The sequence below is a fragment of the Pseudomonas extremorientalis genome (genome assembly GCF_024584605.1).
In the GTDB taxonomy this organism is placed as follows: Bacteria; Pseudomonadota; Gammaproteobacteria; order Pseudomonadales; family Pseudomonadaceae; genus Aquipseudomonas; species Aquipseudomonas extremorientalis.
This window is the reverse complement of sequence record NZ_CP089519.1, coordinates 5,396,165-5,420,906: the sequence shown is the minus strand read 5'-3', so window position 1 is coordinate 5,420,906 and position 24,742 is coordinate 5,396,165. Positions and strand designations below refer to the sequence as shown.

General features: G+C 59.4%; 16 protein-coding genes and 2 rRNA genes. 15 read left to right on the top strand and 3 right to left on the bottom strand.

Going from position 1 to position 24,742, the window contains the following annotated elements; genetic code table 11:
* Positions 1–172: 172 nt before the first annotated feature.
* The 11 genes from LUU92_RS24515 to LUU92_RS24465 all read left to right on the top strand — a co-directional run bounded on the left by LUU92_RS24515 (position 173) and on the right by LUU92_RS24465 (position 18,228).
* Positions 173–3,064: ribosomal RNA gene (locus LUU92_RS24515) — 23S ribosomal RNA — on the top strand.
* Between the two features lie 155 nt (positions 3,065–3,219).
* Positions 3,220–3,335: ribosomal RNA gene (gene rrf / locus LUU92_RS24510) — 5S ribosomal RNA — on the top strand.
* Between the two features lie 145 nt (positions 3,336–3,480).
* Positions 3,481–6,933, top strand: a complete 3,453-nt coding sequence (gene recC / locus LUU92_RS24505; protein ID WP_257102767.1) for an exodeoxyribonuclease V subunit gamma — start codon at positions 3,481–3,483, stop codon at positions 6,931–6,933.
* Complete coding sequence (gene recB, locus LUU92_RS24500) at positions 6,930–10,604, top strand: exodeoxyribonuclease V subunit beta (protein WP_257102766.1); 3,675 nt, start codon at positions 6,930–6,932, stop codon at positions 10,602–10,604. The genes recC and recB overlap by 4 nt, the downstream gene beginning before the upstream one ends.
* Positions 10,601–12,670, top strand: a complete 2,070-nt coding sequence (gene recD / locus LUU92_RS24495) for an exodeoxyribonuclease V subunit alpha (RefSeq protein ID WP_257102765.1) — start codon at positions 10,601–10,603, stop codon at positions 12,668–12,670. Before recB ends, recD begins: the two co-directional genes overlap by 4 nt.
* A gap of 142 nt (positions 12,671–12,812) precedes the next feature.
* The gene (gene yfiR, locus LUU92_RS24490) at positions 12,813–13,388 is read left to right on the top strand and encodes a regulatory sequestration protein YfiR (protein WP_071489142.1); all 576 of its coding nucleotides are present in this window, start codon (positions 12,813–12,815) and stop codon (positions 13,386–13,388) included.
* Complete coding sequence (gene dgcN / locus LUU92_RS24485) at positions 13,385–14,647, top strand: diguanylate cyclase DgcN/YfiN (protein WP_071489143.1); 1,263 nt, start codon at positions 13,385–13,387, stop codon at positions 14,645–14,647. The genes yfiR and dgcN overlap by 4 nt, the downstream gene beginning before the upstream one ends.
* Positions 14,648–14,651: 4 nt before the next feature.
* The gene (gene yfiB, locus LUU92_RS24480) at positions 14,652–15,143 is read left to right on the top strand and encodes an outer membrane lipoprotein YfiB (protein WP_071489144.1); all 492 of its coding nucleotides are present in this window, start codon (positions 14,652–14,654) and stop codon (positions 15,141–15,143) included.
* A 288-nt stretch (positions 15,144–15,431) separates the two neighbouring features.
* Complete coding sequence (locus LUU92_RS24475; protein WP_257102764.1) at positions 15,432–16,379, top strand: TauD/TfdA family dioxygenase; 948 nt, start codon at positions 15,432–15,434, stop codon at positions 16,377–16,379.
* 53 nt (positions 16,380–16,432) lie between these two features.
* The gene (locus LUU92_RS24470; protein ID WP_071489146.1) at positions 16,433–17,281 is read left to right on the top strand and encodes an EamA family transporter; all 849 of its coding nucleotides are present in this window, start codon (positions 16,433–16,435) and stop codon (positions 17,279–17,281) included.
* The gene (locus tag LUU92_RS24465) at positions 17,281–18,228 is read left to right on the top strand and encodes a LysR substrate-binding domain-containing protein (RefSeq protein WP_222540428.1); all 948 of its coding nucleotides are present in this window, start codon (positions 17,281–17,283) and stop codon (positions 18,226–18,228) included. The genes LUU92_RS24470 and LUU92_RS24465 overlap by 1 nt, the downstream gene beginning before the upstream one ends.
* A gap of 45 nt (positions 18,229–18,273) precedes the next feature.
* On the opposite strand, the gene LUU92_RS24460 is transcribed toward LUU92_RS24465, so the two are convergent.
* Together LUU92_RS24460 and LUU92_RS24455 are read right to left on the bottom strand one after the other, a co-directional pair.
* The gene (locus LUU92_RS24460) at positions 18,274–18,564 is read right to left on the bottom strand and encodes a DUF3077 domain-containing protein (RefSeq protein ID WP_071489148.1); all 291 of its coding nucleotides are present in this window, start codon (positions 18,562–18,564) and stop codon (positions 18,274–18,276) included.
* Positions 18,565–18,890: 326 nt separating this feature from the next.
* Entirely contained in the window at positions 18,891–19,838 is a 948-nt protein-coding gene (locus LUU92_RS24455) for a LysR family transcriptional regulator (protein ID WP_071489149.1), read from the bottom strand.
* Positions 19,839–19,967: 129 nt separating this feature from the next.
* Here LUU92_RS24455 and LUU92_RS24450 point away from each other — a divergent pair, with 129 nt between their 5' ends.
* Together LUU92_RS24450 and mmsB are read left to right on the top strand one after the other, a co-directional pair.
* On the top strand, positions 19,968–21,485 hold the full coding sequence (locus LUU92_RS24450) for a CoA-acylating methylmalonate-semialdehyde dehydrogenase (RefSeq protein ID WP_257102763.1): 1,518 nt from the start codon (positions 19,968–19,970) through the stop codon (positions 21,483–21,485).
* A gap of 14 nt (positions 21,486–21,499) precedes the next feature.
* Complete coding sequence (gene mmsB, locus LUU92_RS24445) at positions 21,500–22,387, top strand: 3-hydroxyisobutyrate dehydrogenase (RefSeq protein ID WP_257102762.1); 888 nt, start codon at positions 21,500–21,502, stop codon at positions 22,385–22,387.
* Between the two features lie 48 nt (positions 22,388–22,435).
* On the opposite strand, the gene LUU92_RS24440 is transcribed toward mmsB, so the two are convergent.
* Positions 22,436–22,780, bottom strand: coding sequence for a cupin domain-containing protein (locus tag LUU92_RS24440; protein ID WP_010206533.1), 345 nt, complete (start codon positions 22,778–22,780; stop codon positions 22,436–22,438).
* A gap of 375 nt (positions 22,781–23,155) precedes the next feature.
* On the opposite strand from LUU92_RS24440, the gene kynB reads away from it, so the two are divergent.
* Together kynB and kynA are read left to right on the top strand one after the other, a co-directional pair.
* Complete coding sequence (gene kynB, locus LUU92_RS24435; protein ID WP_071489151.1) at positions 23,156–23,806, top strand: arylformamidase; 651 nt, start codon at positions 23,156–23,158, stop codon at positions 23,804–23,806.
* Positions 23,803–24,660 carry a tryptophan 2,3-dioxygenase gene (kynA, locus tag LUU92_RS24430; RefSeq protein WP_257102761.1) on the top strand — a complete coding sequence of 286 codons (858 nt, stop codon included), beginning with the start codon at positions 23,803–23,805 and terminating at the stop codon, positions 24,658–24,660. Before kynB ends, kynA begins: the two co-directional genes overlap by 4 nt.
* Positions 24,661–24,742: the final 82 nt, after the last annotated feature.

The following is a 24,742-nucleotide window of genomic DNA, read 5'->3' as shown; positions in this document are numbered from 1 at the left end:
TGATTAGATCGTTCTTTAAAAATTTGGGTATGTGATAGAAAGATAGACTGAACGTTACTTTCACTGGTAACGGATCAGGCTAAGGTAAAATTTGTGAGTTCTCTTAATTGAGAAATTCGAATTTTCGGCGAATGTCGTCTTCACAGTATAACCAGATTGCTTGGGGTTATATGGTCAAGTGAAGAAGCGCATACGGTGGATGCCTTGGCAGTCAGAGGCGATGAAAGACGTGGTAGCCTGCGAAAAGCTTCGGGGAGTCGGCAAACAGACTTTGATCCGGAGATGTCTGAATGGGGGAACCCAGCCATCATAAGATGGTTATCTTGTACTGAATACATAGGTGCAAGAGGCGAACCAGGGGAACTGAAACATCTAAGTACCCTGAGGAAAAGAAATCAACCGAGATTCCCTTAGTAGTGGCGAGCGAACGGGGACTAGCCCTTAAGTGGCTTTGAGATTAGCGGAACGCTCTGGAAAGTGCGGCCATAGTGGGTGATAGCCCTGTACGCGAAAATCTCTTAGTCATGAAATCGAGTAGGACGGAGCACGAGAAACTTTGTCTGAATATGGGGGGACCATCCTCCAAGGCTAAATACTACTGACTGACCGATAGTGAACTAGTACCGTGAGGGAAAGGCGAAAAGAACCCCGGAGAGGGGAGTGAAATAGATCCTGAAACCGTATGCGTACAAGCAGTGGGAGCCCACTTTGTTGGGTGACTGCGTACCTTTTGTATAATGGGTCAGCGACTTATTTTCAGTGGCGAGCTTAACCGAATAGGGGAGGCGTAGCGAAAGCGAGTCTTAATAGGGCGTCTAGTCGCTGGGAATAGACCCGAAACCGGGCGATCTATCCATGGGCAGGTTGAAGGTTGGGTAACACTAACTGGAGGACCGAACCGACTACCGTTGAAAAGTTAGCGGATGACCTGTGGATCGGAGTGAAAGGCTAATCAAGCTCGGAGATAGCTGGTTCTCCTCGAAAGCTATTTAGGTAGCGCCTCATGTATCACTGTAGGGGGTAGAGCACTGTTTCGGCTAGGGGGTCATCCCGACTTACCAAACCGATGCAAACTCCGAATACCTACAAGTGCCGAGCATGGGAGACACACGGCGGGTGCTAACGTCCGTCGTGAAAAGGGAAACAACCCAGACCGTCAGCTAAGGTCCCAAAGTTATGGTTAAGTGGGAAACGATGTGGGAAGGCTTAGACAGCTAGGAGGTTGGCTTAGAAGCAGCCACCCTTTAAAGAAAGCGTAATAGCTCACTAGTCGAGTCGGCCTGCGCGGAAGATGTAACGGGGCTCAAACCATACACCGAAGCTACGGGTATCACGTAAGTGATGCGGTAGAGGAGCGTTCTGTAAGCCTGTGAAGGTGAGTTGAGAAGCTTGCTGGAGGTATCAGAAGTGCGAATGCTGACATGAGTAACGACAATGGGTGTGAAAAACACCCACGCCGAAAGACCAAGGTTTCCTGCGCAACGTTAATCGACGCAGGGTTAGTCGGTCCCTAAGGCGAGGCTGAAAAGCGTAGTCGATGGAAAACAGGTTAATATTCCTGTACTTCTGGTTATTGCGATGGAGGGACGGAGAAGGCTAGGCCAGCTTGGCGTTGGTTGTCCAAGTTTAAGGTGGTAGGCTGAGATCTTAGGTAAATCCGGGATCTTAAGGCCGAGAGCTGATGACGAGTTACCTTTTAGGTGACGAAGTGGTTGATGCCATGCTTCCAAGAAAAGCTTCTAAGCTTCAGGTAACCAGGAACCGTACCCCAAACCGACACAGGTGGTTGGGTAGAGAATACCAAGGCGCTTGAGAGAACTCGGGTGAAGGAACTAGGCAAAATGGCACCGTAACTTCGGGAGAAGGTGCGCCGGTGAGGGTGAAGGACTTGCTCCGTAAGCTCATGCCGGTCGAAGATACCAGGCCGCTGCGACTGTTTATTAAAAACACAGCACTCTGCAAACACGAAAGTGGACGTATAGGGTGTGACGCCTGCCCGGTGCCGGAAGGTTAATTGATGGGGTTAGCTAACGCGAAGCTCTTGATCGAAGCCCCGGTAAACGGCGGCCGTAACTATAACGGTCCTAAGGTAGCGAAATTCCTTGTCGGGTAAGTTCCGACCTGCACGAATGGCGTAACGATGGCGGCGCTGTCTCCACCCGAGACTCAGTGAAATTGAAATCGCTGTGAAGATGCAGTGTATCCGCGGCTAGACGGAAAGACCCCGTGAACCTTTACTATAGCTTTGCACTGGACTTTGAATTTGCTTGTGTAGGATAGGTGGGAGGCTTTGAAGCGTGGACGCCAGTTCGCGTGGAGCCATCCTTGAAATACCACCCTGGCAACTTTGAGGTTCTAACTCAGGTCCGTTATCCGGATCGAGGACAGTGTATGGTGGGTAGTTTGACTGGGGCGGTCTCCTCCTAAAGAGTAACGGAGGAGTACGAAGGTGCGCTCAGACCGGTCGGAAATCGGTCGTAGAGTATAAAGGCAAAAGCGCGCTTGACTGCGAGACAGACACGTCGAGCAGGTACGAAAGTAGGTCTTAGTGATCCGGTGGTTCTGTATGGAAGGGCCATCGCTCAACGGATAAAAGGTACTCCGGGGATAACAGGCTGATACCGCCCAAGAGTTCATATCGACGGCGGTGTTTGGCACCTCGATGTCGGCTCATCACATCCTGGGGCTGAAGCCGGTCCCAAGGGTATGGCTGTTCGCCATTTAAAGTGGTACGCGAGCTGGGTTTAGAACGTCGTGAGACAGTTCGGTCCCTATCTGCCGTGGACGTTTGAGATTTGAGAGGGGCTGCTCCTAGTACGAGAGGACCGGAGTGGACGAACCTCTGGTGTTCCGGTTGTCACGCCAGTGGCATTGCCGGGTAGCTATGTTCGGAATAGATAACCGCTGAAAGCATCTAAGCGGGAAACTAGCCTCAAGATGAGATCTCACTGGAACCTTGAGTTCCCTGAAGGGCCGTCGAAGACTACGACGTTGATAGGTTGGGTGTGTAAGCGCTGTGAGGCGTTGAGCTAACCAATACTAATTGCCCGTGAGGCTTGACCATATAACACCCAAGCAATTTGACTACTCTAACGAGCATCAGATTGCGGTGTGTGAAGACGAAATGAACCGAAAGTTCGACGTTCACAAAACACCGAAAGCTGTCACATACCCAATTTGCTGAAGCGAGGCGCAGGCCACGACTCAGTACCCGAATTTCTTGACGACCATAGAGCATTGGAACCACCTGATCCCATCCCGAACTCAGTAGTGAAACGATGCATCGCCGATGGTAGTGTGGGGTTTCCCCATGTGAGAGTAGGTCATCGTCAAGATTAAATTCCAGAACCCCTGATTGCTAACGCAGTCAGGGGTTTTGTTTTGGGCGGTCGAAAAGACAGCTAACATCCCAATTCGGCCAACAACTGCCCACAGTGCTAAAGTCCCACCCTCGATTTTGCCTTTCCCAAGGAAGCCGTTATGCCGGATGCGACGTCCCTCAGTGCTGGATTCATGGTGGTTCACGGCAACCGCCTGGACGAACTTCGCAGCCTGGTGGTCAGTTGGATGCGCCGGTACCCCTTGGCACCCCTGGAAAACGAAATCGCCCTGGTACAAAGCAACGGTATCGCCCAGTGGCTCAAGTTGGCTCTGGCCGAAGACCCGGAAGACGACGACATGGGCGGTTGCGGCATCGCGGCGGCAATCGACGTGCAGCTCCCTGGCAGTTTCATGTGGCAGCTCTACCGTATGGTTCTGGGCCGTGACGAAATCCCGCCCAAATCCCTGCTCGATAAAGCCCCACTGACCTGGCGCCTGATGCGCCTGCTTCCGGAGCTTATCGATCAGCCGCACTTCGAACCGCTGCAGCGCTTCCTCACCCACGACACCGACTTGCGTAAACGCTACCAACTCGCCGAGCGCCTGGCTGACCTGTTCGACCAATACCAGGTCTACCGTGCCGACTGGCTGGAAGATTGGGCCGCCGGCCGCCACCAATTGCGTAACGGTCGAGGTGAATCCAAACCCCTTAACCCAGCCAACTGCTGGCAAGCCGAACTATGGCGCGCGCTGCTGTTGGATGTTGGTGAAGAAGGCATGGCCGAAAGCCGCGCCGGCGTTCACCAACGTTTTATCGAGCGCATCAATACACTGGAAAAAGCGCCCGAGGGCCTGCCATCCCGCGTCATCGTTTTTGGCATCTCCTCGTTGCCCGCCCAGGCGCTGGAGGCCCTCGCCGGCCTCGCGCGCTTCAGCCAAGTCCTGCTCTGTGTGCACAACCCTTGCCGCCACCATTGGTCCGACATCGTCGCCGACAAAGACCTGCTGCGTAACGAATATAAGCGTCAGGCGCGTAAAGCGGGCATGCCGGTCACCATCGACCCACAAACCCTGCACCAGCACGCCCACCCGTTACTGGCGGCCTGGGGCAAGCAAGGTCGTGACTACATCAGCTTGCTGGACAGCTACGACGACCCCAACAGCTACCGCGCCGCTTTCCGCGACGGTCGCATCGACCTGTTCAGCGACAGCGAGCCGGCAACACTGCTCAATCAACTCCAGGACGATATCCTCGAACTGCGCCCACTCAATGAAACCCGCGAACTATGGCCCGCTGTGGATCTGGAGCGTGATACCTCAATCCGCTTCCACATCGCCCACAGCGCCCAACGCGAAGTGGAAATCCTCCACGACCAACTGCTCCAACGCTTCAGCGCCGACCCCACGCTGCGCCCCCGGGATATCATCGTCATGGTCCCTGACGTCGACAGCTACGCGCCGCACATCCGCGCCGTGTTCGGGCAGCTCGAGCGCAATGACCCACGCTTCATCCCGTTCACCCTGACCGACCAAGGCCAACGCGGCCGCGACCCTCTGCTGATCGCTGTCGAACACCTGCTGAAACTCCCCGACAGCCGCTTTCCCGTCAGCGAAATTCTAGATCTGCTTGATGTTCCAGCCTTGCGCGAACGCTTTGCCATCAAGGAGCGCGACCTGCCCACGTTGCACCGCTGGATAGAAGGCGCCGGCATCCGCTGGGGGCTCAACGCCGAACAACGTGCAGACCTCGGCCTGCCAACCGGGCTGGAACAAAACAGTTGGCGTTTCGGCCTGCGCCGCATGTTGCTCGGTTACGCCGTAGGTACAGGTGCAGCGTGTGACGGTATCGAGCCCTATGACGAAATCGGTGGACTCGACGCTGTCCTGATCGGCCCCCTGGTCGCCGTGCTCGACGCACTCAACGATGCGCACCAAGCCCTGTCTCAACCCGCTCCCGCGAAGGAGTGGGGCGAACGCCTGCAACGCTTGATGCAATTGTTTTTCTTGCCGAGTAGCGAACACGACGACTACCTGCTGGGCCAACTCGAACAACTCAGAGAAGCGTGGCTGGAAACCTGCGAGTCCGTCGGCCTTAACGACGACTTACCCCTCACCGTAGTCCGTGAAGCCTGGCTAGCGGGTTTGGACCAAGGGCGCCTGTCCCAACGCTTCCTCGCCGGGGCTGTCAATTTCTGCACCCTGATGCCTATGCGTGCGATCCCTTTCAAGCTGGTGTGCCTGCTCGGTATGAACGATGGCGACTACCCGCGCGCGCAGCCCCCGTTGGACTTCGACCTGATGGGCAGTGACTACCGCCCCGGCGACCGTTCACGCCGCGAAGACGACCGCTACTTGCTGCTCGAGGCGCTGCTTTCAGCCCGCGACCAGCTCTATATCAGTTGGGTCGGCCGCAGCATCCGCGACAACAGCGATCGCCCGGCCTCGGTGTTAATCGGCCAACTGCGTGACCATCTGGCCAGTGGCTGGCACTGCGCTGACAGTGACGAGCCGCTGATCGAAGCCATGACCCAGGAGCATCCACTGCAACCGTTCAGCGCTCGCTACTTCCATGAGGGCGACTCGCTGTTCAGCTATGCGCGCGAATGGCAGTTGCTCCACGAAGCATCCGATACCACTCCGACAGAACACGGCCTGGCGCCCCATCAACAGGACGAGCCCCTGACCCTCGGCCAGCTACAAGACTTCCTGCGCAACCCCGTCAAACACTTCTTCAGCCAACGCCTGAAAGTATTCTTCGAGGCCGCCGAAGTACCGCTGGCCGACGAAGAACCCTTCGTGCTCGACGCGCTGCAACGCTACAGCCTGAGCGATAGTCTGCTCAGTGCAGCACTCACCGCGCCCGATCACTTCGACCAGGCGCTGAACGCCCAGGCTTTGCGCCTGCAAAGCAGTGGCCTGTTGCCGATGGTGGGTTTCGGCGAGTGCCTTCGCAACGAACTGATCGAGCCATTGCCCGATCTGCTGCGACGCTACCAACAATTATTGGCCCTCTGGCCCACCCCGCACCCCGGCGCCGAACCGATCAGTTTTGAGCATCGCGGCATTCAGTTGGAAGGCTGGATCAGCGGGCTGCATAGACGCAGTGATGGTGGGTTGCTCAGCGTCACCACCATCCCCAACAGCATCGGCTCGATCAAGACCCGCAAGTGGCATCGCCTGATTCGGCCCTGGGTCAATCACGTGGTTGCCTGCGCTTGCGGTCTGCCGTTAAGCACCGGCTTGGTGGCCAGTGATGACACCCTGCTGCTGCCACCGCTGGATCAAGCCAGTGCCCAGGAAATTCTCTGCAACTTGCTGCTCGCCTGGCACACCGGGATGAGCAAACCGTTGCCCATCGCCGTCAAGACCGCGTTTGCCTGGCTCGGCCAAACTGACCCGGCCAAGGCCGAAGCCGCCGCGGGTAAAGCCTACGAGGGTGACGGGCTCAATAACGAAGGCGAGCGCCGCGAAACCCCAGCGCTCACCCGGCAATTCCCGGACTACGCCACACTTATTGCCAGCGAAGAATTCGAAGGTTGGTGCGAAACCCTGTATCGCCCCCTGCTCAACGCCCCCTGGCGATCACTCACAAGCGAGGAGGCCGGCGCATGAACCACAAACCCTTGGCCCTGGCCTTCCCGCTCAACGGCAGCCAGCTGATTGAAGCCAGCGCCGGCACCGGCAAAACCTTCACTATCTCCGCCCTTTATCTGCGCCTTGTCCTCGGTCACGGTAGTGAAGGGTCTGGCTTTGGCCGCGAACTGCTACCGCCTCAAATCCTGGTGGTGACCTTTACCGACGCCGCCACCAAAGAGCTGCGTGAACGCATCCGTATCCGTCTGGCCGAAGCCGCACGCTTTTTCCGCACAGAAATTGAACAGCCCGACGCCCTTATCGCTGATCTGCGTGACGAATATCCCGTCGACCAATGGCCGGCCTGCGCCAATCGGCTGGACATCGCTGCGCAATGGATGGACGAAGCCGCCGTTTCGACCATCCACAGTTGGTGCCAGCGCATGCTGCGCGAGCACGCCTTCGACAGTGGCAGTTTGTTCACCCAGACTCTGGAAACCGACCACAGCGATCTGCTCGGCGAGGTGCTGCGCGACTACTGGCGGCTGTTCTGCTACCCGATGCATGACGATGCGCTCAACTGGGTGCGCAACAACTGGGTCGGGCCTGCCGCGTTGATGCCGCGAGTCCGTGCGCTGTTCGGCAGCGAACGGCCCGTCGGAGAGACCCGCGAGCCCGCCGAGCTGATCGACGCCTGCCTCCAAGAACGCCGTGAAGCGCTGATGCAACTCAAGGCACCGTGGCAGCAGTGGGCCGCCGAGCTACGTGATATCTGCCTGCAAGCCGTGGCGGCCAAGGCCGTCGATGGCCGCAAGATGCAAGCCCGCTACTTCGAGCCCTGGTTCGAGAAGATCAGCGCCTGGGCTGTTGACGACACCCTCGAACAACTCGATATCGGCACCGGTTTCACTCGCCTGACACCCGACGGCATGGCCGAAGCCTGGAAGGGCGAGCCGCCGCAGCATCCGGGTATCGATGCCATGGCCAGCCTCAAGGCTGCCCTGGATGCCTTGCCGACGCCCGACGCCGCCGTGTTGCAACACGCGGCCGGTTGGGTCGGCAAACGCTTCGAAGAGGAAAAGCGTCGACGCGCCGAAATGGGCTTCGACGACATGCTCATCCGCCTCAATGCCGCCCTGCAATCCGAGGGAGGCGAGCGTCTGGCGAGCGTGATCCGCGAGCAGTTCCCGGTGGCGTTGATCGACGAGTTCCAGGACACCGACCCGGTGCAATACAGCATCTTCGACAGCATCTACCGCATTGAAGAAAACCACCTCGACAGCGGCCTGTTCCTGATCGGCGACCCCAAGCAGGCGATCTACGCCTTCCGTGGCGCCGACATCTACACCTACTTGCGCGCCCGCCAGTCCACCACCGGCCGCCATCACACCCTGGGTACCAACTTCCGCTCCAGCCATGCGATGGTCGAGGCGGTGAACCATGTGTTCCAGCGTGCGGAAACGGGCCGGGGTGCGTTCCTGTTCCGCGAGCCGGATGGCAAAAACCCCGTACCGTTCCACTCGGTGCTGTCCCAAGGCCGCAAGGAACACTTGCAGGTCGATGGGCAAACGTTGCCGGCATTGAACCTCTGGCACTTGCCCACCGACCAGCCGATTTCCAACGTGCTGTATCGTCAGCAGCTGGCGGCGGCCTGTGCCACGCACATTGTTGAATTGCTCAACGGCGGCCAGCAGGGCAGTGCCGGTTTCCTGCAACCGGACGCGAGCTTCAAAGGCGTGCTGCCGTCAGATATTGCCATTCTGGTGCGCGACGGCAAGGAAGCCCAGGCGGTACGCGCAGAACTGGCCGCCCGTGGTGTGCGCAGCGTTTACCTGTCCGACAAGGACTCGGTGTTCGCCGCCCAGGAAGCCCACGACCTGCTGGCCTGGCTCAAGGCCTGCGCCGAACCGGACGTGGAGCGCCCTTTGCGTGCCGCCTTGGCCTGCGTCACCCTGAACCTGTCTTTACCGGAACTGGAGCGTCTGAACCAGGACGAACTCGCGTGGGAAAGCCGCGTCATGCAGTTCCGTGGCTACCGCGCAATCTGGCGCACCCAAGGCGTGCTGCCGATGCTGCGGCGCCTGCTGCACGACTTCAAACTGCCGCAAACCCTGATCGCGCGCAGTGATGGCGAGCGTGTGCTGACCAACCTGCTGCACCTCAGCGAACTGCTGCAACAAGCGGCCTCGGAACTGGACGGCGAACAGGCGCTGATCCGCCACCTGGCCGAACACCTGGCGCTCTCGGGCCAGGCGGGTGAAGAACAGATCCTGCGCCTGGAAAGTGATGAGCAACTGGTCAAGGTCGTGACCATCCACAAATCCAAAGGCCTGGAATACGACCTGGTTTTCCTGCCGTTCATCTGCTCGGCCAAACCGGTGGACGGCAGCCGCTTGCCGCTGCACTACCACGATGAACACGGCAAATCCCAGGTCAGCCTGCGCCCAACGCCCGAGTTGATCGCCCAGGCCGACAACGAGCGCCTCGCCGAAGACCTGCGCCTGTTCTACGTCGCCCTGACCCGTGCCAAACATGCGTGTTGGCTGGGCATTGCCGACCTCAAGCGCGGCAACAGCAACAGCTCCGTACTGCACCTTTCGGCACTGGGCTATTTGCTTGGCGCAGGCGCATCGCTGGGAGAGTCCGCCGGTTTGGCGCGCTGGCTCTTGGACCTTCAAGAAGGTTGCACGGCAATCAACTACGCCCAAGTGCCCGAAGCGCAAGACATCCTCTTCCACCCACCGCGCAACCAAGCCACGCTGCGCGCGCCCCTGCTGCCCAAGCGCAAGGCGGCGGAAAACTGGTGGATTGCCTCCTACAGCGCCTTGCGCATCGGCGACAGCATGAGCGCTGCCGCGCTCGAAGCGCCGGAAAGCCCACAGGCCCAAAAGCTGTTCGATGACGAACGCCTCGACCCCGACGCACCCCGCGAAGTGGCGGCGTCCGGCGGTGACATTCACCGCTTCCCACGTGGGCCCAACCCCGGAACCTTTCTCCACGGGCTGCTGGAGTGGGCCGGGGAGGAGGGCTTCAACGTCACACCCGAGGCGATCGAAAAAGCCGTGGGCGCCCGCTGCAATCGGCGCAACTGGGAGGGCTGGATCACCACCCTCGGCAGTTGGCTCGGCCACCTGCTGCAAACACCATTGCCGGTGGAAAACGGTCACGTTTCCCTCAGCCGGTTGCAGCAGTACCAGATTGAAATGGAGTTCTGGTTCGCCAGCCACAAAGTCGACGTACTCGCCCTCGACAAACTGGTGTGCCAATACACCCATAACGGCGTCTCCCGCGTCGCCGCCGAACCGGTGCTGCTCAACGGCATGTTCAAGGGCTTTATCGATTTGACCTTCGAACACGACGGACGCTATTACGTCGCCGATTACAAATCCAACTGGCTTGGCCCCGACGATTCGGCCTACACCCCGGACGCCATGGAACAGTCGATCCTCGAGCATCGGTACGACCTGCAATACGTACTTTACCTGCTGGCCCTGCACCGCCAACTCAAGGCGCGCCTGCCGGACTACGACTACGACCGCCATATCGGCGGTGCGCTGTACATTTTCCTGCGTGGTACGCAGTCCGCGAGCCAGGGGGCGTATTTCACCCGGCCGCCACGAGAGCTGATCGAAGGCCTGGACCTGCTGTTCCAGGGCAAGCCGATCCCGCCCAGGGTTGAGCCCGCCTGGGAACAAGGAGTGTTGTTATGAGCCTGTCGCCATTACCGCTGGAGGAGCTGACACCCCTCAGCCGCGCCGCCGACCTGGTGCAATTGCTGGCGCGTTGGGTGGAGCGTGGCTGGTTGCGTGCCCTGGACAAAGCCTTCGTCGGCTTCCTGCACGAGCTCGATCCACAGGCTGACCCGCTGGTGCTGCTAGCCGCCGCGCTGACCAGCCATCAATTGGGTCATGGTCACGTCTGCCTCGATTTGTTCGAAACCCTCAAGGCGCCCGATTTCGCCCTGTCACTGCCGCCTGAAGGCGACCTGCAAACCGGCGCCATGCTGCTGCCATCGCAGTTGCTCGACGGCCTCGACGGCGCCCACTGGTGCCACGCGCTCGCCGCCAGCCATCTGGTCGCCCTGGCCGTCGATGGCAGCGAGCCCGCCCAAAGCCGTCCGTTGGTCCTATCCGGCAAACGCCTGTATCTGCGCCGCTACTGGACCTACGAGCGGCGCATCGATACCGCCTTGCGTCTACGGCTCGCCACCCAGGAAAACGTCGCCGCAGATCTGCCGCAGCGCCTGAGCCGTTTGTTTGACCAACCGCCGCCCGACGGCGTGATCGACTGGCAAAAACTCGCCTGTGCCTTGGCCACTCGCGGCGCATTCAGCATCGTCACCGGCGGCCCTGGCACTGGCAAGACCACCACTGTGGTGCGCCTGCTCGCGCTGTTGCAGGCGCCTGCCGTGGAAGCCGGCAGTCCGTTGCGCATTCGCCTGGCCGCACCGACCGGCAAGGCTGCCGCACGCCTCACCGAGTCCATCAGTCAGCAAGTGCTGTCGCTGAAAGTGCCGGACAACGTGAAGGAAAAAATCCCGACCAAGGTCACCACTGTCCACCGCCTGCTGGGCAGTCGCCCGGGCACGCGGCACTTCCGGCATCACATTGGCAACCCATTGCCCCTGGATGTGTTGGTCGTGGACGAAGCCTCGATGATCGACCTGGAAATGATGGCCAACCTGCTCGACGCCTTGCCGCCCCATGCACGCCTGGTGCTGCTGGGCGACAAGGACCAACTCGCGTCGGTAGAGGCGGGTGCAGTGCTCGGTGACTTGTGTCGCGACGCCGAAGCCGGCTTCTACAGCACCGAGACCCGCCAATGGTTGCAAGCGGTCAGCGGCGAAGACCTCAGTGCCAGCGGCCTGCAGGAAGACCTCGACGCCAGCCACCCATTGGCCCAACAAGTGGTGATGCTGCGTTACTCGCGGCGTTTCGGCGAGGGCAGTGGCATCGGCCAACTGGCGCGTTGGGTCAACCAGCAAAATGCCGAAGAGGCGCGCAAGCTGCTGGCGGCGCGCAGTCACGATGATCTGTTCTGCGTCAGCCTAAAGGGCGAGCACGACCACGCCCTGGAGCGTCTGGTGCTGGACGGGCAGGGTGATGGCGCCCACGGTTATCGCTATTACCTCAACCTGCTGCACAGCGCCCGCCCGTCACTTGATACCCCGCGGGAAAGCGACGCCTGGACCCACTGGGCGCAACAACTGCTGCAGGCCTTCGATGCGTTCCAACTGCTCTGCGCGGTACGCAAAGGCCCCTGGGGCGTGGAAGGCCTGAACCTGCGCATCACTGCTGCCCTGCGCAAGGTACGTTTGATCGAAGGCGACGAGCAATGGTACGAAGGCCGCCCGGTGCTGATGACCCGCAACGATTACGGTCTTGGCCTGATGAACGGCGATATCGGCATCGCCCTCAAATTGCCCGAAAGCGACGGCGGTCCCCAGGTGTTGCGCGTGGCCTTCCCACGCAACGATGGCCAGGGCGGTGTGCGATTTGTGCTGCCTAGCCGTCTGAATGATGTGGAAACTGTTTACGCCATGACCGTGCATAAATCCCAGGGCTCCGAGTTCACCCACACCGCATTGATCCTGCCGGATGCGTTGAACCCCGTGCTCACCAAAGAATTGATCTATACCGGCATCACGCGGGCCAAGCGCTGGTTCAGCCTGATCGAGCCCCGAGGGGGTGTGTTTGAAGAGGCGGTCAGGCGCAAGGTCAAGCGCTTGAGTGGGCTGATGCTGGAATTGGGCCACGAACCGGAAAAAACTGACTGACAGGTCATGCCATTTTTCTGATTCAGTCGACTGATTTTTCTGGAAAAATAGCGGCCCCCGTGAAGACCTACTCTTCGCGGGGTTTTGCGCCGCTGTGCTATCGTTGCGGCATCATCTAAAAAACACCTGAGAGAATCGCTGCATGAACGTGGCTGTCTCGCCCACAGAGCGCAGTTTGAGCTGGAGACGCATGCTGCTGGTGGCGTTGCTGTGCGTACTCGCGCCGCGCGCCTTCGCCCAGGCGCCCGACCCCGCTGATCTTGCCGCCCAGCGCGCCCAAGCGGTCACTCAGGTGGTACTCGGTATCCTCAGTTATGCGCGCTGGCCGGTCGAGCCTGCGCAATTGCGCCTGTGCGTCGTCGGCCCGACCCAATACACCGACGACCTGATCAAAGGCACCACCCAGGCCACCGGTCGTCCGGTGGTGGTGCAGCGCCTGCTGGCCAACCATCCCGATATCGTCAACGCGTGCGATGCGGTGTACATCGGCAAACTGAGTGCCGATGAGCGTAGCCAGTTGTTCACCTCGTTGATCGGTCACCCGGTGCTGAGCATCAGCGAAGGCGGCGACCAGTGCACCGTGGGCAGCCTGTTCTGCCTGCGGGTGAGTGATGAGCAAGTGTCCTTCGAGGTCAACCTCGACTCCGTGGCGCGCAGCGGCGTGCGCATTCACCCCAGCGTGCTGCAGTTGTCCCGTCGGCGAGCGCCTGCGCCATGACTGTCACCAAAGTGCGACCTACCCTGCGCTCGGTCATCGGCAGGGGGCACCTGATCCTGGCTCTGGTGGCGGTGACCCTGGCCAGCATCTCGCTGACCCTGCTGGGTGTGCTGGCGCTGCGGGTGTATGCCGAACACAACCTGCACCTGATCGCGCGCTCTATCAACTACACCGTGGAAGCGGCAGTGGTGTTCAACGACAGCGCGGCAGCCACTGAAGCGCTCAGCCTGATCGCCTCCACCGAAGAAGTGGCCCAGGCCGAAGTCTTCGACGCCAATGGCAAGTTGCTGGCGCAGTGGATACGTCCGGATACCGGCATGCTCTCGCGAGTTGAACTGGAGCTGGCGCACACCCTGCTCGAACAACCCATCAGCCAGCCTATCCTCCACCAAGGGCGAGTCATCGGCAGCACTCACCTCACCGGTCACGGCGGTAGCCTGCTGCGTTTCCTGCTCAGTGGCCTGGCCGGGATCCTCATCTGCACCGCGCTCAGCGCGTGGATCGCTCTGCACCTGGCGCGACGCTTATTGCGCGGTATCACCGGCCCACTGCAAAGCCTCGCCGCCGTGGCCCACGCCGCCCGCAGCGAACGCGACTTCGATCGCCGTGTGCCGCCGGCGCGAATCGCCGAGTTGGACAGCCTGGGCAGCGACTTCAACGCTTTGCTCGGCGAGATGGAAGCCTGGCAAAACCATCTGCAAAGCGAAAACGAATCCCTCGCCCACCAGGCCAATCACGACAGCCTCACCGGCCTGCCTAACCGTGCGTACTTCGAAGGCCGTCTGATCCGTGCCCTGCGCAGTGCGGCCAAGGCCAAGGAACAACTGGCGGTGCTCTACCTCGACAGCGACCGTTTCAAAGAGATCAACGACAGCTTTGGCCACGCCGCCGGCGATGCCGTTCTCGTAGCGGTGGCCGAGCGCGTGCGTGCTCAACTGCGTGAGGATGACCTTGTCGCGCGCCTGGGCGGTGACGAGTTCGCCATCCTGCTGGCGCCGCTGCACAAGGTGGAAGACGCCGAGCGCATCGCCGACAAAATCATCGCCAGCATGGACCTGCCGATTCCGGTGCCCGGCAACACCCAGGTGTTGACCTCACTCAGTATCGGTATCGCCATCTACCCTGATCATGGCGCCACACCCGGCACCTTGCTCAATGCCGCCGACGCGGCGATGTACCAGGCCAAGCGTTTGTCCTCGGGCGGCCAGCAAACGGCGGAGTCGGAGAATTCCGTCGTCAACGTTCAACACAGGAGTTGACCCCTTGTTCACGACCGCGCGTTTCATGTTTATCACCTTGCTGGTGGCCCTGCTCGCCCTTGGCGGCTGCCAGACCGCTCCACCCAAAGGCCTTACCCCGGCACAAGTCGCGGTCCTCAAGCAGCAAGGCTTCGAACTGACCGACGAAGGCTGGGCCTTCGGCCTGTCCGGTAAAGTGCTGTTTGGCAGCGACGTCGAGACGCTCAACCAACCCAGCACCGACATCGTCCAACGCATCGGCAAGGCCCTGCTGGGCGTGGGCATCGAACGCGTGCGCGTCGACGGCCACACCGACGCTTCCGGCAAGGAAACCTACAACCAGCAACTGTCCCTGCGCCGCGCGAAAAGCGTGGCGGCGGTGTTGACCGGTGTGGGCATGAAAGAAGAAAACATCCAACTGCGCGGCTTGGGCAGCAGCGAGCCGGTGGCCTCCAACGATACGGCGGCAGGGCGCACGGAGAATCGGCGGGTGTCGATTGTGGTGATTGCGGACTGAGTCACTACCCCCATCTCAACTTGAAACCCAATCAACTGTGGGAGCTGGCTTGCCAGCGATGGCAGTGTGTCAGTCAGTACATCCGGTACTGAGACACCACTATCGCCGGCAAGCCAGCTCCCACAGTTGGTTTGGCGGTGCGCATGAAACAGCGTTTGCTAAGTAACTTCTACGTAGGAAAGCTCTGCCATGACGAATTTTGATGGCTAGGCTGACGAGGTTTCGCTTTTTCGCAAACGGTGGGCTTAGTTAAATGAACGCTCCAACTAACCACCGTAAAGGATTGCGATGAATATAAACGTCAGTGATTTCCGGCAAGCAGTTTCCAAAGTTAGACTTTCAAAATGTGCCTTCGATGAACTTTTGAGCGCAAGAGAGTTGCTAGCATCTGAAAGTCAGGGGGCTCGATTCGATACCAAGGCTGCCTACATCAATTCTCTACAATCATCCGTCTTGAGTGAGGAGCTAGATAGAATCCGAACCATGATCGACCATGAATGCCATGTCTTGATTCTTGATGGTTTTAAGGTCGAGAAACTTGAAAACTTTAAATCACTGATATGGACATTTGGTTCGCTACTTGGCGTACCTATGGTACAGAATCATCTGGGTCACAAGGTGATTGAGGTTTATGACAGAGGCGGTAAGAGTATTGAGGAGGGGGCTAGATACCATCAAACCCGTCAAGGTGCGTACGTACACAACGATGGAGTGAGCGATCCGCTACCTATCGATTACTTGATCCTGGCTTGCGGACAGCAAGCGCTTTTGGGCGGCGAGAGCATCCTGATTGATGCAAGCGCGGTATACGCGGAGCTGATGGCGTTTCCGGAAATATTGGAAGAGCTTAAATGCAACTTCTTTTTTGAAAACTGCGGTATGTCAGATGAAGAGCAGCTTTTCAAGGCGCCCATTCTGAGTTTTTCCAATGAAGGCATTCCACTGATCAGATACTTTCGGGTCTACATTGAATCCGCCCACATCAAAGCGGGAGTGCCGTTAACGGTGGCTCAATGTCAAGCGCTGGACTTTCTGGATACTGTTCTCGATCAGTCATCCGTTCAGCAGCGAGTGTTGCTGGAATCAGGGCAGGTACTTATTTCGGCCGATAATAAGTTTCTTCATACTCGCACGCACTTCATTGACAGGAATACGCCACGTTGTGTGATAGATGATGCTGAGTCTTTGAGCGATCTAAATCGCTACATGCTACGGATGTGGTTGCGTAAACAATGACACCTCGATGCCCATAGCGTACATCCTCTACTATCCGCCATAAGCCGAGCCCCATGGACAACTCCGATATCGCGATCACGCTGGTCTTGATCTCAGCCTTCATGCACGCCACTTGGAACGCTGTCGTCCGCGCCGGCAGCAGTCGCTTCATGACCTTGGCCATGGTGGATGGCACCGCCCTGGTGATATGCCTTTTGGCGTTGCCGTTTGTCAGCGTGCCGAGCCTGGAGGTGTGGGGCTACATCCTCGTCTCCGTGGGACTCAATACGGTCTATCGGCTATTTCTGATCAAAGCCTACGAAGCGGGAGATTTCGGGCAGGTGTACCCGGTGATGCGTGGGATACCGCCGGTACTGGTCGCTTTATTTTCCTACTTTCTGTTGCATGAGCAGTTGTCACGCGAGGTGCTGGCGGGTGTGGTGTTGATTTGTGTAGGCATTATCAGCCTGACCTTTGTGCGCAGGATGACGGCGCAGATGCTCAAGCCGATCCTGATGGCGGTGTGTGCCGGGGCGTTTATCGCGGCTTACACGGTGGTGGACGCCAAAGGCGTGAGAGCCAGTGAAACGGTGTTGCAATACATCATCTACCTGACGGTATTCCAGAGCATTCCGATCCCGGTTCTGGCGTTTTCCAGGGAGCGTTTGGCCTTGATGCGAGCGATACGTGGGCATTGGCGAGTCGGCCTGTTGGGCGGTGTTTTTTACCTGGCGTCTTACGGATTGGTGTTGTTTGCATTGTCGCTGGACGCGGTGGCCAAGGTCTCAGCGCTGCGGGAAACCAGTGTTATTATCGGCGCCATTATTGCCGCGCTGTTCTTTCACGAACAGTTTGGTTGGCGACGGATGCTGTCGGCATTCGTCATTGTTTGCGGGATCATCTTGATCAAAGTGAGCACCTGATGGCCCAGCGTCCGCCTCCCACTCCGATGCTTCAAGCGTTCGTCAGCGCTGCGCAAACCGGTAGCTTTGCGCGTGCGGCGTCGCAGCTTAACCTCACCGCCAGCGCCATCAGCCATCAAATTGCAGGCCTGGAGGAATGGTGGGGCGTGCAGTTGTTTGAGCGGCATTCGCGCGGCGTCAAGCTGACGTCCGCAGGGCAGGCTTTGTTGCCAGTCACCGACGGATTTTTCAAGGCGCTGGATGGGGTCTTGCATTCACTCAACCCCGCAAAGTCCCGTCCGCTGTACCTCTCATGCACGTCCTCGCTCTGTTCGACATGGCTGATCCCCAGGATGCACGGCTCTCACACTGAGGCTTCGTTCAACCTTGATCTGGTGTTGACCAGCGCCGACATCAACAGCACCAGTCTGGAAGCGCATCAATACGATGTCGCGGTGGTGATGGGGTATGGCGATTACCCGGATCATCATGTTGAACTGCTGATGCGTGACGCGGTGTTCCCCGTTTGCTCGCCGGAATTTCTAAGGCCGAAGGGGGATATTGCGCCGGAGGATGTCGCCCAATACCCGCTGATTCATAGGGTGGACGATCAGGTGTGTCCGGGGTGGGAAAGCTGGTTTGCGTTTCAGGGCCTGCCGACGCCGCCTTATCACCATGGGCCGCGCTTTCCGGATTCGAGCCTGGCGATCAGTCTGGCGGTAAAGGGCGCAGGGATTGCGCTGGGCAGGACTGCGTTGGTGTATGACCAATTGGAAAACGGTGCATTGGTTGCGTTGAAAAGCCCCGTGATGATGTCCCCTGCGGCCTACTACATCATTTGTCGAAATGGGCGGCAGTCAGAGCCGGATATTGCGCGTCTGATTGAATGGCTCAAAAACCGTGCGGGTGAGTTCCTGCGCGAAGTTCGGGCTCGGTATCCACAAATAGCCGGGACTACCGTCGTTTAAATGTTGGGAGGAGCAGGGCTCCTCCCGCATTCGAGCGGTGTTCGCTTAACGGCCCGGTGTCATCGCTTGCGTGAGGTCATCGACCACGGCTTTGCCCATCTCACACAGGTAATGCGCGGCCCACGCGTATTGCTCGCCGCGTACATCCATGGCGGCTTCCATCGCGAGTTTCTTGGAGTAGAACAGCAGGGTGGAGGCGTGCTCCAGCGCTTCCTCAATGGGCATGCCGGCGTTGACGCGGAACAGCGGTTTTTCGTTTTCGCCGTAGTCGCCGAAGGTGACTACGCCGAGGGTGGTGATGGAGGAAAGCGGTGGATCGGGGACGATTTTTGACATGATGTTTCCCAAATTTGCAGTAGGGGTCACCACGGCATGTCGCTAAACATGAAGAGGTGGCAGCTGTACACGGGTTAGCGAACCGGTAAATTTGGGAACCCGGCAGACCCGAAGGTCTCCCGCGTACAGCCGCCATAAAATGGTAGAGACAGGTAAAAAGCCTGGCAATACTTTGGCATCACATCCCAACTAATCCGAGTCGCTAAACCCGATCGCTGATGAGCAGCGAAGTCAGGAGGCTAGTGACCCAAACGGTAAGGCGCAATGGGGTAGAGAGTCTCTAGGAAACGTCCTGCAAATTAAAGCGAATCATCGTTGATGGCCCTTTAATCCGCGAACCTGATCTCCCTGGTCTCCCCCATCAACAGCCCCTGATTCTGCTCCGTCACCTCCCTGATGTAGTCCCACAACAACGTAATCCGCTTCAACTTCCTCAGATCCTCCCGGCAATACATCCAGAACTGGCGAGTGATGGAAATCTGCTCCCCCAGCACCGGTAACAACCGTGGATCCTGCGCCGCCAAAAAACACGGCAATATCGCCATCGACCGCCCTTGCTGCGCCGCCACGTACTGCGCAATCACGCTGGTACTGCGCAAACTGGCGCTGGCTCCGGGCACTACGTTTGCCAGGTACAGCAGCTCCGAGCTGAACGCCAAGTCATCCACATAGCTGATAAACGGATGCTCGGCCAAGTCCACTGGTTTGCGGATCGGCGGGTGTTGATCGAGGTATTCCTGGGTCGCGTACAGCTGCAATTTGTAGTCGCACAGTTTGCAGCACACATACGGCCCGTGTTCCGGGCGTTCCAGGGCGATGACGATGTCGGCTTCGCGCTTGGACAGGCTGATGAAGTGCGGCAGGGGCAGGATGTCTACCGAGATGGCCGGGTAGGTGTCGACGAAGTGGCTCAATTGCGGGGTGACGAAGAAGCTGCCGAACCCTTCGGTGCAGCCCATGCGCACGTGGCCGGACAACGCCACGCCGGAGCCGGAGACTTGTTCGCAGGCCATGTGCAGGGTGCTTTCGATGGACTCGGCATAGCCCAGCAAACGCTGGCCCTCGCTGGTGAGTACGAAGCCGTTGGTCCGGGATTTTTCGAACAGCAGGGTGCCGAGGGACACTTCCAGCGAACTGATGCGCCGCGACACGGTGGTGTAGTCCACCGCCAGGCGCTTGGCGGCCACGCTGGCCTTGCGGGTGCGGGCCACTTCGAGGAAAAACTTCAGGTCATCCCAGTTCAGGGAGCCCAGGGATGTGATGTTTTTTTGCATATTGGTCCGGCTTTTATGTGCGTTCTTATTAGAGATTTGCACATCTATACTCCAAAAACAGTCCGAACGCCTCATTTCCCAAGGCGGTTACGCGCCTTGTCTCTGCATAAATATAAGATTGGAGACCACATGAACGCATCTGCCGATATTTCCGTGCAACAGGTCAAGTTGCTGATCAACGGCGAGTGGGTCGAGTCCAAGACCACCGAGTGGCAAGACATCGTCAACCCGGCCACCCAAGAGGTGCTGGCCAAAGTCCCGTTCGCCACTGCCGATGAAGTCAACGCTGCCATCGATGCTGCCCACCGCGCCTTCCAGACCTGGAAGCTGACGCCGATCGGCGCGCGCATGCGCATCATGCTCAAGCTGCAAGCCTTGATCCGCGAACATTCCAAGCGCATCGCCGTGGTCCTCAGCAACGAGCAGGGCAAGACCATTGCCGATGCCGAAGGCGATATTTTCCGTGGCCTGGAAGTGGTGGAACACGCCTGCTCCATCGGCACCCTGCAAATGGGCGAGTTTGCTGAAAACGTCGCTGGTGGCGTTGACACCTACACCCTGCGCCAACCCATCGGCGTGTGCGCCGGTATCACCCCGTTCAACTTCCCGGCGATGATCCCGCTGTGGATGTTCCCGATGGCCATTGCCTGCGGTAACACCTTCGTCCTCAAGCCCTCCGAGCAGGACCCGCTGTCGACCATGCTGCTCGTCGAGCTGGCGCTGGAAGCTGGCGTGCCGGCTGGCGTGCTCAACGTGGTGCACGGCGGCAAGGATGTGGTGGATGCACTGTGCACCCACAAAGACATCAAGGCTGTGTCCTTCGTGGGCTCGACCGCCGTGGGCACTCACGTCTACGACTTGGCCGGCAAACACGGCAAGCGCGTGCAGTCGATGATGGGCGCCAAGAACCACGCCGTGGTGCTGCCGGATGCCAACCGTGAACACACCCTCAATGCCCTGGTCGGCGCCGGTTTCGGTGCGGCGGGCCAACGTTGCATGGCCACTTCGGTGGTGGTGCTGGTGGGCGCGTCCAAGCAATGGCTGCCGGACCTGAAAGCGCTGGCGCAAAAGCTCAAGGTCAATGCGGGTAGCGAAGCCGGCACCGATGTCGGCCCGGTGATTTCCAAGCGTGCCAAGGCACGCATTCTGGAGCTGATCGAAAGCGGTGTGAAAGAGTGCGCCAAGCTGGAGCTGGATGGCCGCGACATCAAGGTGCCGGGCTTCGAGCAAGGCAACTTTGTCGGCCCGACGCTGTTCTCGGGCGTGACCACCGACATGCAGATCTATACCCAGGAAATCTTCGGCCCGGTGCTGGTGGTGCTGGAAGTGGCGACCCTCGACGAGGCCATCGCCCTGGTCAACGCCAACCCGTTCGGCAACGGTACCGGCCTGTTCACCCAGAGCGGCGCGGCGGCGCGCAAGTTCCAGAGCGAAATCGACGTAGGCCAGGTCGGCATCAACATCCCGATCCCGGTGCCGGTGCCGTTCTTCAGCTTCACCGGTTCCCGTGGTTCCAAGCTTGGCGACCTCGGCCCATATGGCAAGCAAGTGGTGCAGTTCTACACCCAGACCAAGACCGTCACCAGCCGCTGGTTCGATGACGACACGGTCAACGATGGCGTCAACACCACCATCAACCTGCGCTGATCCGGGAGACGACCATGAAGATTGCATTTATCGGCTTGGGCAACATGGGCGCACCCATGGCTCGCAACCTGATCAAGGCCGGCCATGCGCTGAACCTGTTTGACCTGAACCAGGCGGTGCTCAAGGAACTGGCCGAGTTGGGTGGCACCATCAGCGATTCGCCGCGTGATGCGGCCACCGGCGCTGAGCTGGTGATCACCATGCTGCCCGCCGCCGCCCATGTGCGCAGCGTGTGGCTGAATGATGACGGTGTACTTGCCGGCATTGGCAAAGGCGTACCGGCGGTGGATTGCAGCACCATCGACCCACATACTGCCCGTGACGTCGCCGCTGCCGCCGCCAAACACGGTGTGGTGATGGCCGACGCGCCCGTTTCTGGCGGTACTGGCGGCGCCGCCGCAGGGACGCTGACCTTCATGGTCGGCGCCACCCCGGAACTGTTCGCCACCCTGCAACCGGTGCTGGCGCAGATGGGCCGTAACATCGTGCACTGCGGTGAGGTGGGCACCGGGCAGATCGCCAAGATCTGCAACAACTTGTTGTTGGGGATCAGCATGGTCGGCGTCAGCGAAGCCATGGCGCTGGGCGACGCGCTGGGCATCGACACCCAGGTGCTGGCCGGCATCATCAATAGCTCTACCGGGCGCTGCTGGAGTTCCGATACCTACAACCCGTGGCCGGGTGTGATTGAAACCGCGCCGTCGTCCCGTGGTTATACCGGTGGGTTTGGCGCCGACCTGATGCTCAAGGACCTGGGCCTGGCTACTGAGGCTGCACGTCAGGCCAAGCAACCCGTGATTCTGGGCGCTGTGGCCCAGCAGTTGTATCAATCGATGAGCCAGCGTGGGGAAGGGGGCAAGGACTTCTCGGCGATCATCAATAGCTATCGCAAACCCAAGTAGGGGCGGTTCCGGGAGCCTGCTAATAGTGGGCTCCCGGGTTTTTGCGGCTCAAGCAAACACAAAATATTTACGCACCGTCTCGACCACTTCCCACGTCCCCTTCATCCCCGGTTCCACCACGAAGATATCCCCAGCTCGCAAGTGAATCGGCTCCAGGCCTTCCGGCGTGATGATGCAGTAGCCTTCCTGGAAGTGGCAGTATTCCCACTTCACGTAGTCCACGTACCACTTGCCCGGGGTGCAGATCCAGGTGCCCATGATCTTGCTGCCGTCTTCGCTGGTGTAGGCGTTGAGGTTGACGGTGTGCGGGTCGCCTTCGAGTTTTTCCCATTTGCACGCGTCCAGGACCGGCAGGGGATGAGTGTCGCGCAGTACGGTGATGGGCTTGGACATGATGACTCCGAGGAAGGGAATGGAAGGATGCACCCTAAGGCCTAGGGCGTTGCGTCAGTGGTCTGAACTCGACATCGGAATGCCCAGAAGCGCAGCGGTGTGATGATCCGGAAATTACCGCGAACCCCTGTGGGAGCCGGGCTTGCCCGCGATAGCGGAGTGTCAGGCTATGAAGATGCAAGCAGTGCCACCGTCATCGCGGGCAAGCCCGGCTCCCACAGGGCACGGTGACGCATCCGGACGATATATTTGTGCGATTTCTCGTCCGTTCTTCGCAGTAAGTGCGAAAGATTTCCCGCTTCACGCCAGAATTCGCAAGAAAATTCGCAGCCGGCCCTCGTATCATTCACCCCAGTAACCGCCGAGAGCCTTGAAATGAACCCAATAAAAACGTGGTGGGATATCAGCCCGCCCTTGAGTACGGCGACCCCGACCTGGCCGGGGGATACGCCGTTCCAGGAAGAGCGCGTGTGGCAGTTCGGCCCGGAGTGTCCAGTGAATGTCGGGCGCATCACCTTGTCGCCGCACACCGGCGCCCACGTGGATGCGCCGCTGCATTACAGCGCGGACGGCGCGGCCATTGGTGAGGTGTCGTTGGATGTGTACATGGGGCCGTGCCGCGTGCTGCATTGCCTGGACAGCGGTGCGCTTATACAGCCGCACCAACTTCAAGGCCGTGTGGATAACTTGCCGGAGCGCGTGTTACTGCGTACTTATCCACAAGCGCCGCTGACCGAATGGGATTCGAATTTCACCGCCATCGCCCCGCAGACCATCGAGTTGCTCGCCAGCCTCGGAGTGCGCTTGATCGGCATCGATACGCCCTCGCTGGACCCGCAGCAGTCCAAGACCATGGATTCCCACAACGCCGTGGCGCGCCATGGCATGGCGATTCTCGAAGGCATCGTGCTCGATGACGTCCCAGAGGGCGATTACGAACTGATCGCCCTGCCGCTGCGCTTTGCCAACCTCGACGCGAGCCCCGTCCGCGCCATTCTCCGCCCGCTCAAGGAGCCCACGCGATGAGCCAATGTCCCTTCTCTGCTGACTATCAGCCGCCCGAAGAATGGCATAACGCCGAACTGAATTTTTCCGAGTCCATGAGCTACGGCGATTACCTGGACCTGGGCAAAGTCCTCAGCGCCCAGCACCCGCTGTCGCCGGACCACAACGAAATGCTCTTCATCATCCAGCACCAGACCTCGGAGCTGTGGATGAAGCTGATGCTCCACGAACTCAAGGCCGCCCGCGAACATGTACGCCTGGGCGAGCTGCCACCGGCGTTCAAGATGCTGGCGCGGGTGTCGCGGATCTTCGATCAACTGGTGCACGCCTGGGCGGTGCTGGCGACGATGACGCCCCCGGAGTACAAGGCGATTCGCCCGTTCCTGGGGCAGTCGTCGGGGTTCCAGTCATTCCAGTACCGCGAGATCGAATTTATCCTCGGCAATAAAAGCGCGGCGCTGTTGCGGCCCCATGCCCACCGGCCGGAGCTATTGAACGAGTTGAAAGTGGCGATTGCCACGCCGTCGCTGTATGACGAGGCGATCAACCTGATGATCAAGGCGGGCCTGGCGATTGATCCAAAGCGGGCCGAGCGCGACCCGACGGCGGCGACGGTTCACGATGAGTCCGTGGAGGCGGCGTGGCGTGAGGTGTACCGCGACCCGAAGCGTTACTGGGATTTGTATCAGTTGGCCGAGAAGTTTATCGACCTGGAGGATTCGTTCCGTCAGTGGCGTTTCCGCCATGTGACGACGGTGGAGCGGATTATCGGCTTCCAGCCCGGTACCGGCGGTACGGAGGGTGTGGGGTATCTGCGCAAGATGCTCGATACCGTGCTGTTCCCAGAACTGTGGCGAGTACGTTCCACGCTGTAAACAAAATGTGGGAGGGGGCTTGCCCCCGATGGCAGTGTCAGTCAGTACATCGGGTACTGATAGACCGCTATCGGGGGCAAGC

Bases quoted from the DNA above. Each gene is read 5' to 3' on its own strand.
- recC (WP_257102767.1), top strand. From the start codon at position 3,481: ATGCCGGATGCGACGTCCCTCAGTGCTGGATTCATGGTGGTTCACGGC.
- recB (WP_257102766.1), top strand. From the start codon at position 6,930: ATGAACCACAAACCCTTGGCCCTGGCCTTCCCGCTCAACGGCAGCCAG.
- recD (WP_257102765.1), top strand. From the start codon at position 10,601: ATGAGCCTGTCGCCATTACCGCTGGAGGAGCTGACACCCCTCAGCCGC.
- yfiR (WP_071489142.1), top strand. From the start codon at position 12,813: ATGAACGTGGCTGTCTCGCCCACAGAGCGCAGTTTGAGCTGGAGACGC.
- dgcN (WP_071489143.1), top strand. From the start codon at position 13,385: ATGACTGTCACCAAAGTGCGACCTACCCTGCGCTCGGTCATCGGCAGG.
- LUU92_RS24475 (WP_257102764.1), top strand. From the start codon at position 15,432: ATGAATATAAACGTCAGTGATTTCCGGCAAGCAGTTTCCAAAGTTAGA.
- LUU92_RS24470 (WP_071489146.1), top strand. From the start codon at position 16,433: ATGGACAACTCCGATATCGCGATCACGCTGGTCTTGATCTCAGCCTTC.
- LUU92_RS24465 (WP_222540428.1), top strand. From the start codon at position 17,281: ATGGCCCAGCGTCCGCCTCCCACTCCGATGCTTCAAGCGTTCGTCAGC.
- LUU92_RS24460 (WP_071489148.1), bottom strand. From the start codon at position 18,564: ATGTCAAAAATCGTCCCCGATCCACCGCTTTCCTCCATCACCACCCTC.
- LUU92_RS24455 (WP_071489149.1), bottom strand. From the start codon at position 19,838: ATGCAAAAAAACATCACATCCCTGGGCTCCCTGAACTGGGATGACCTG.
- LUU92_RS24450 (WP_257102763.1), top strand. From the start codon at position 19,968: ATGAACGCATCTGCCGATATTTCCGTGCAACAGGTCAAGTTGCTGATC.
- mmsB (WP_257102762.1), top strand. From the start codon at position 21,500: ATGAAGATTGCATTTATCGGCTTGGGCAACATGGGCGCACCCATGGCT.
- LUU92_RS24440 (WP_010206533.1), bottom strand. From the start codon at position 22,780: ATGTCCAAGCCCATCACCGTACTGCGCGACACTCATCCCCTGCCGGTC.
- kynB (WP_071489151.1), top strand. From the start codon at position 23,156: ATGAACCCAATAAAAACGTGGTGGGATATCAGCCCGCCCTTGAGTACG.
- kynA (WP_257102761.1), top strand. From the start codon at position 23,803: ATGAGCCAATGTCCCTTCTCTGCTGACTATCAGCCGCCCGAAGAATGG.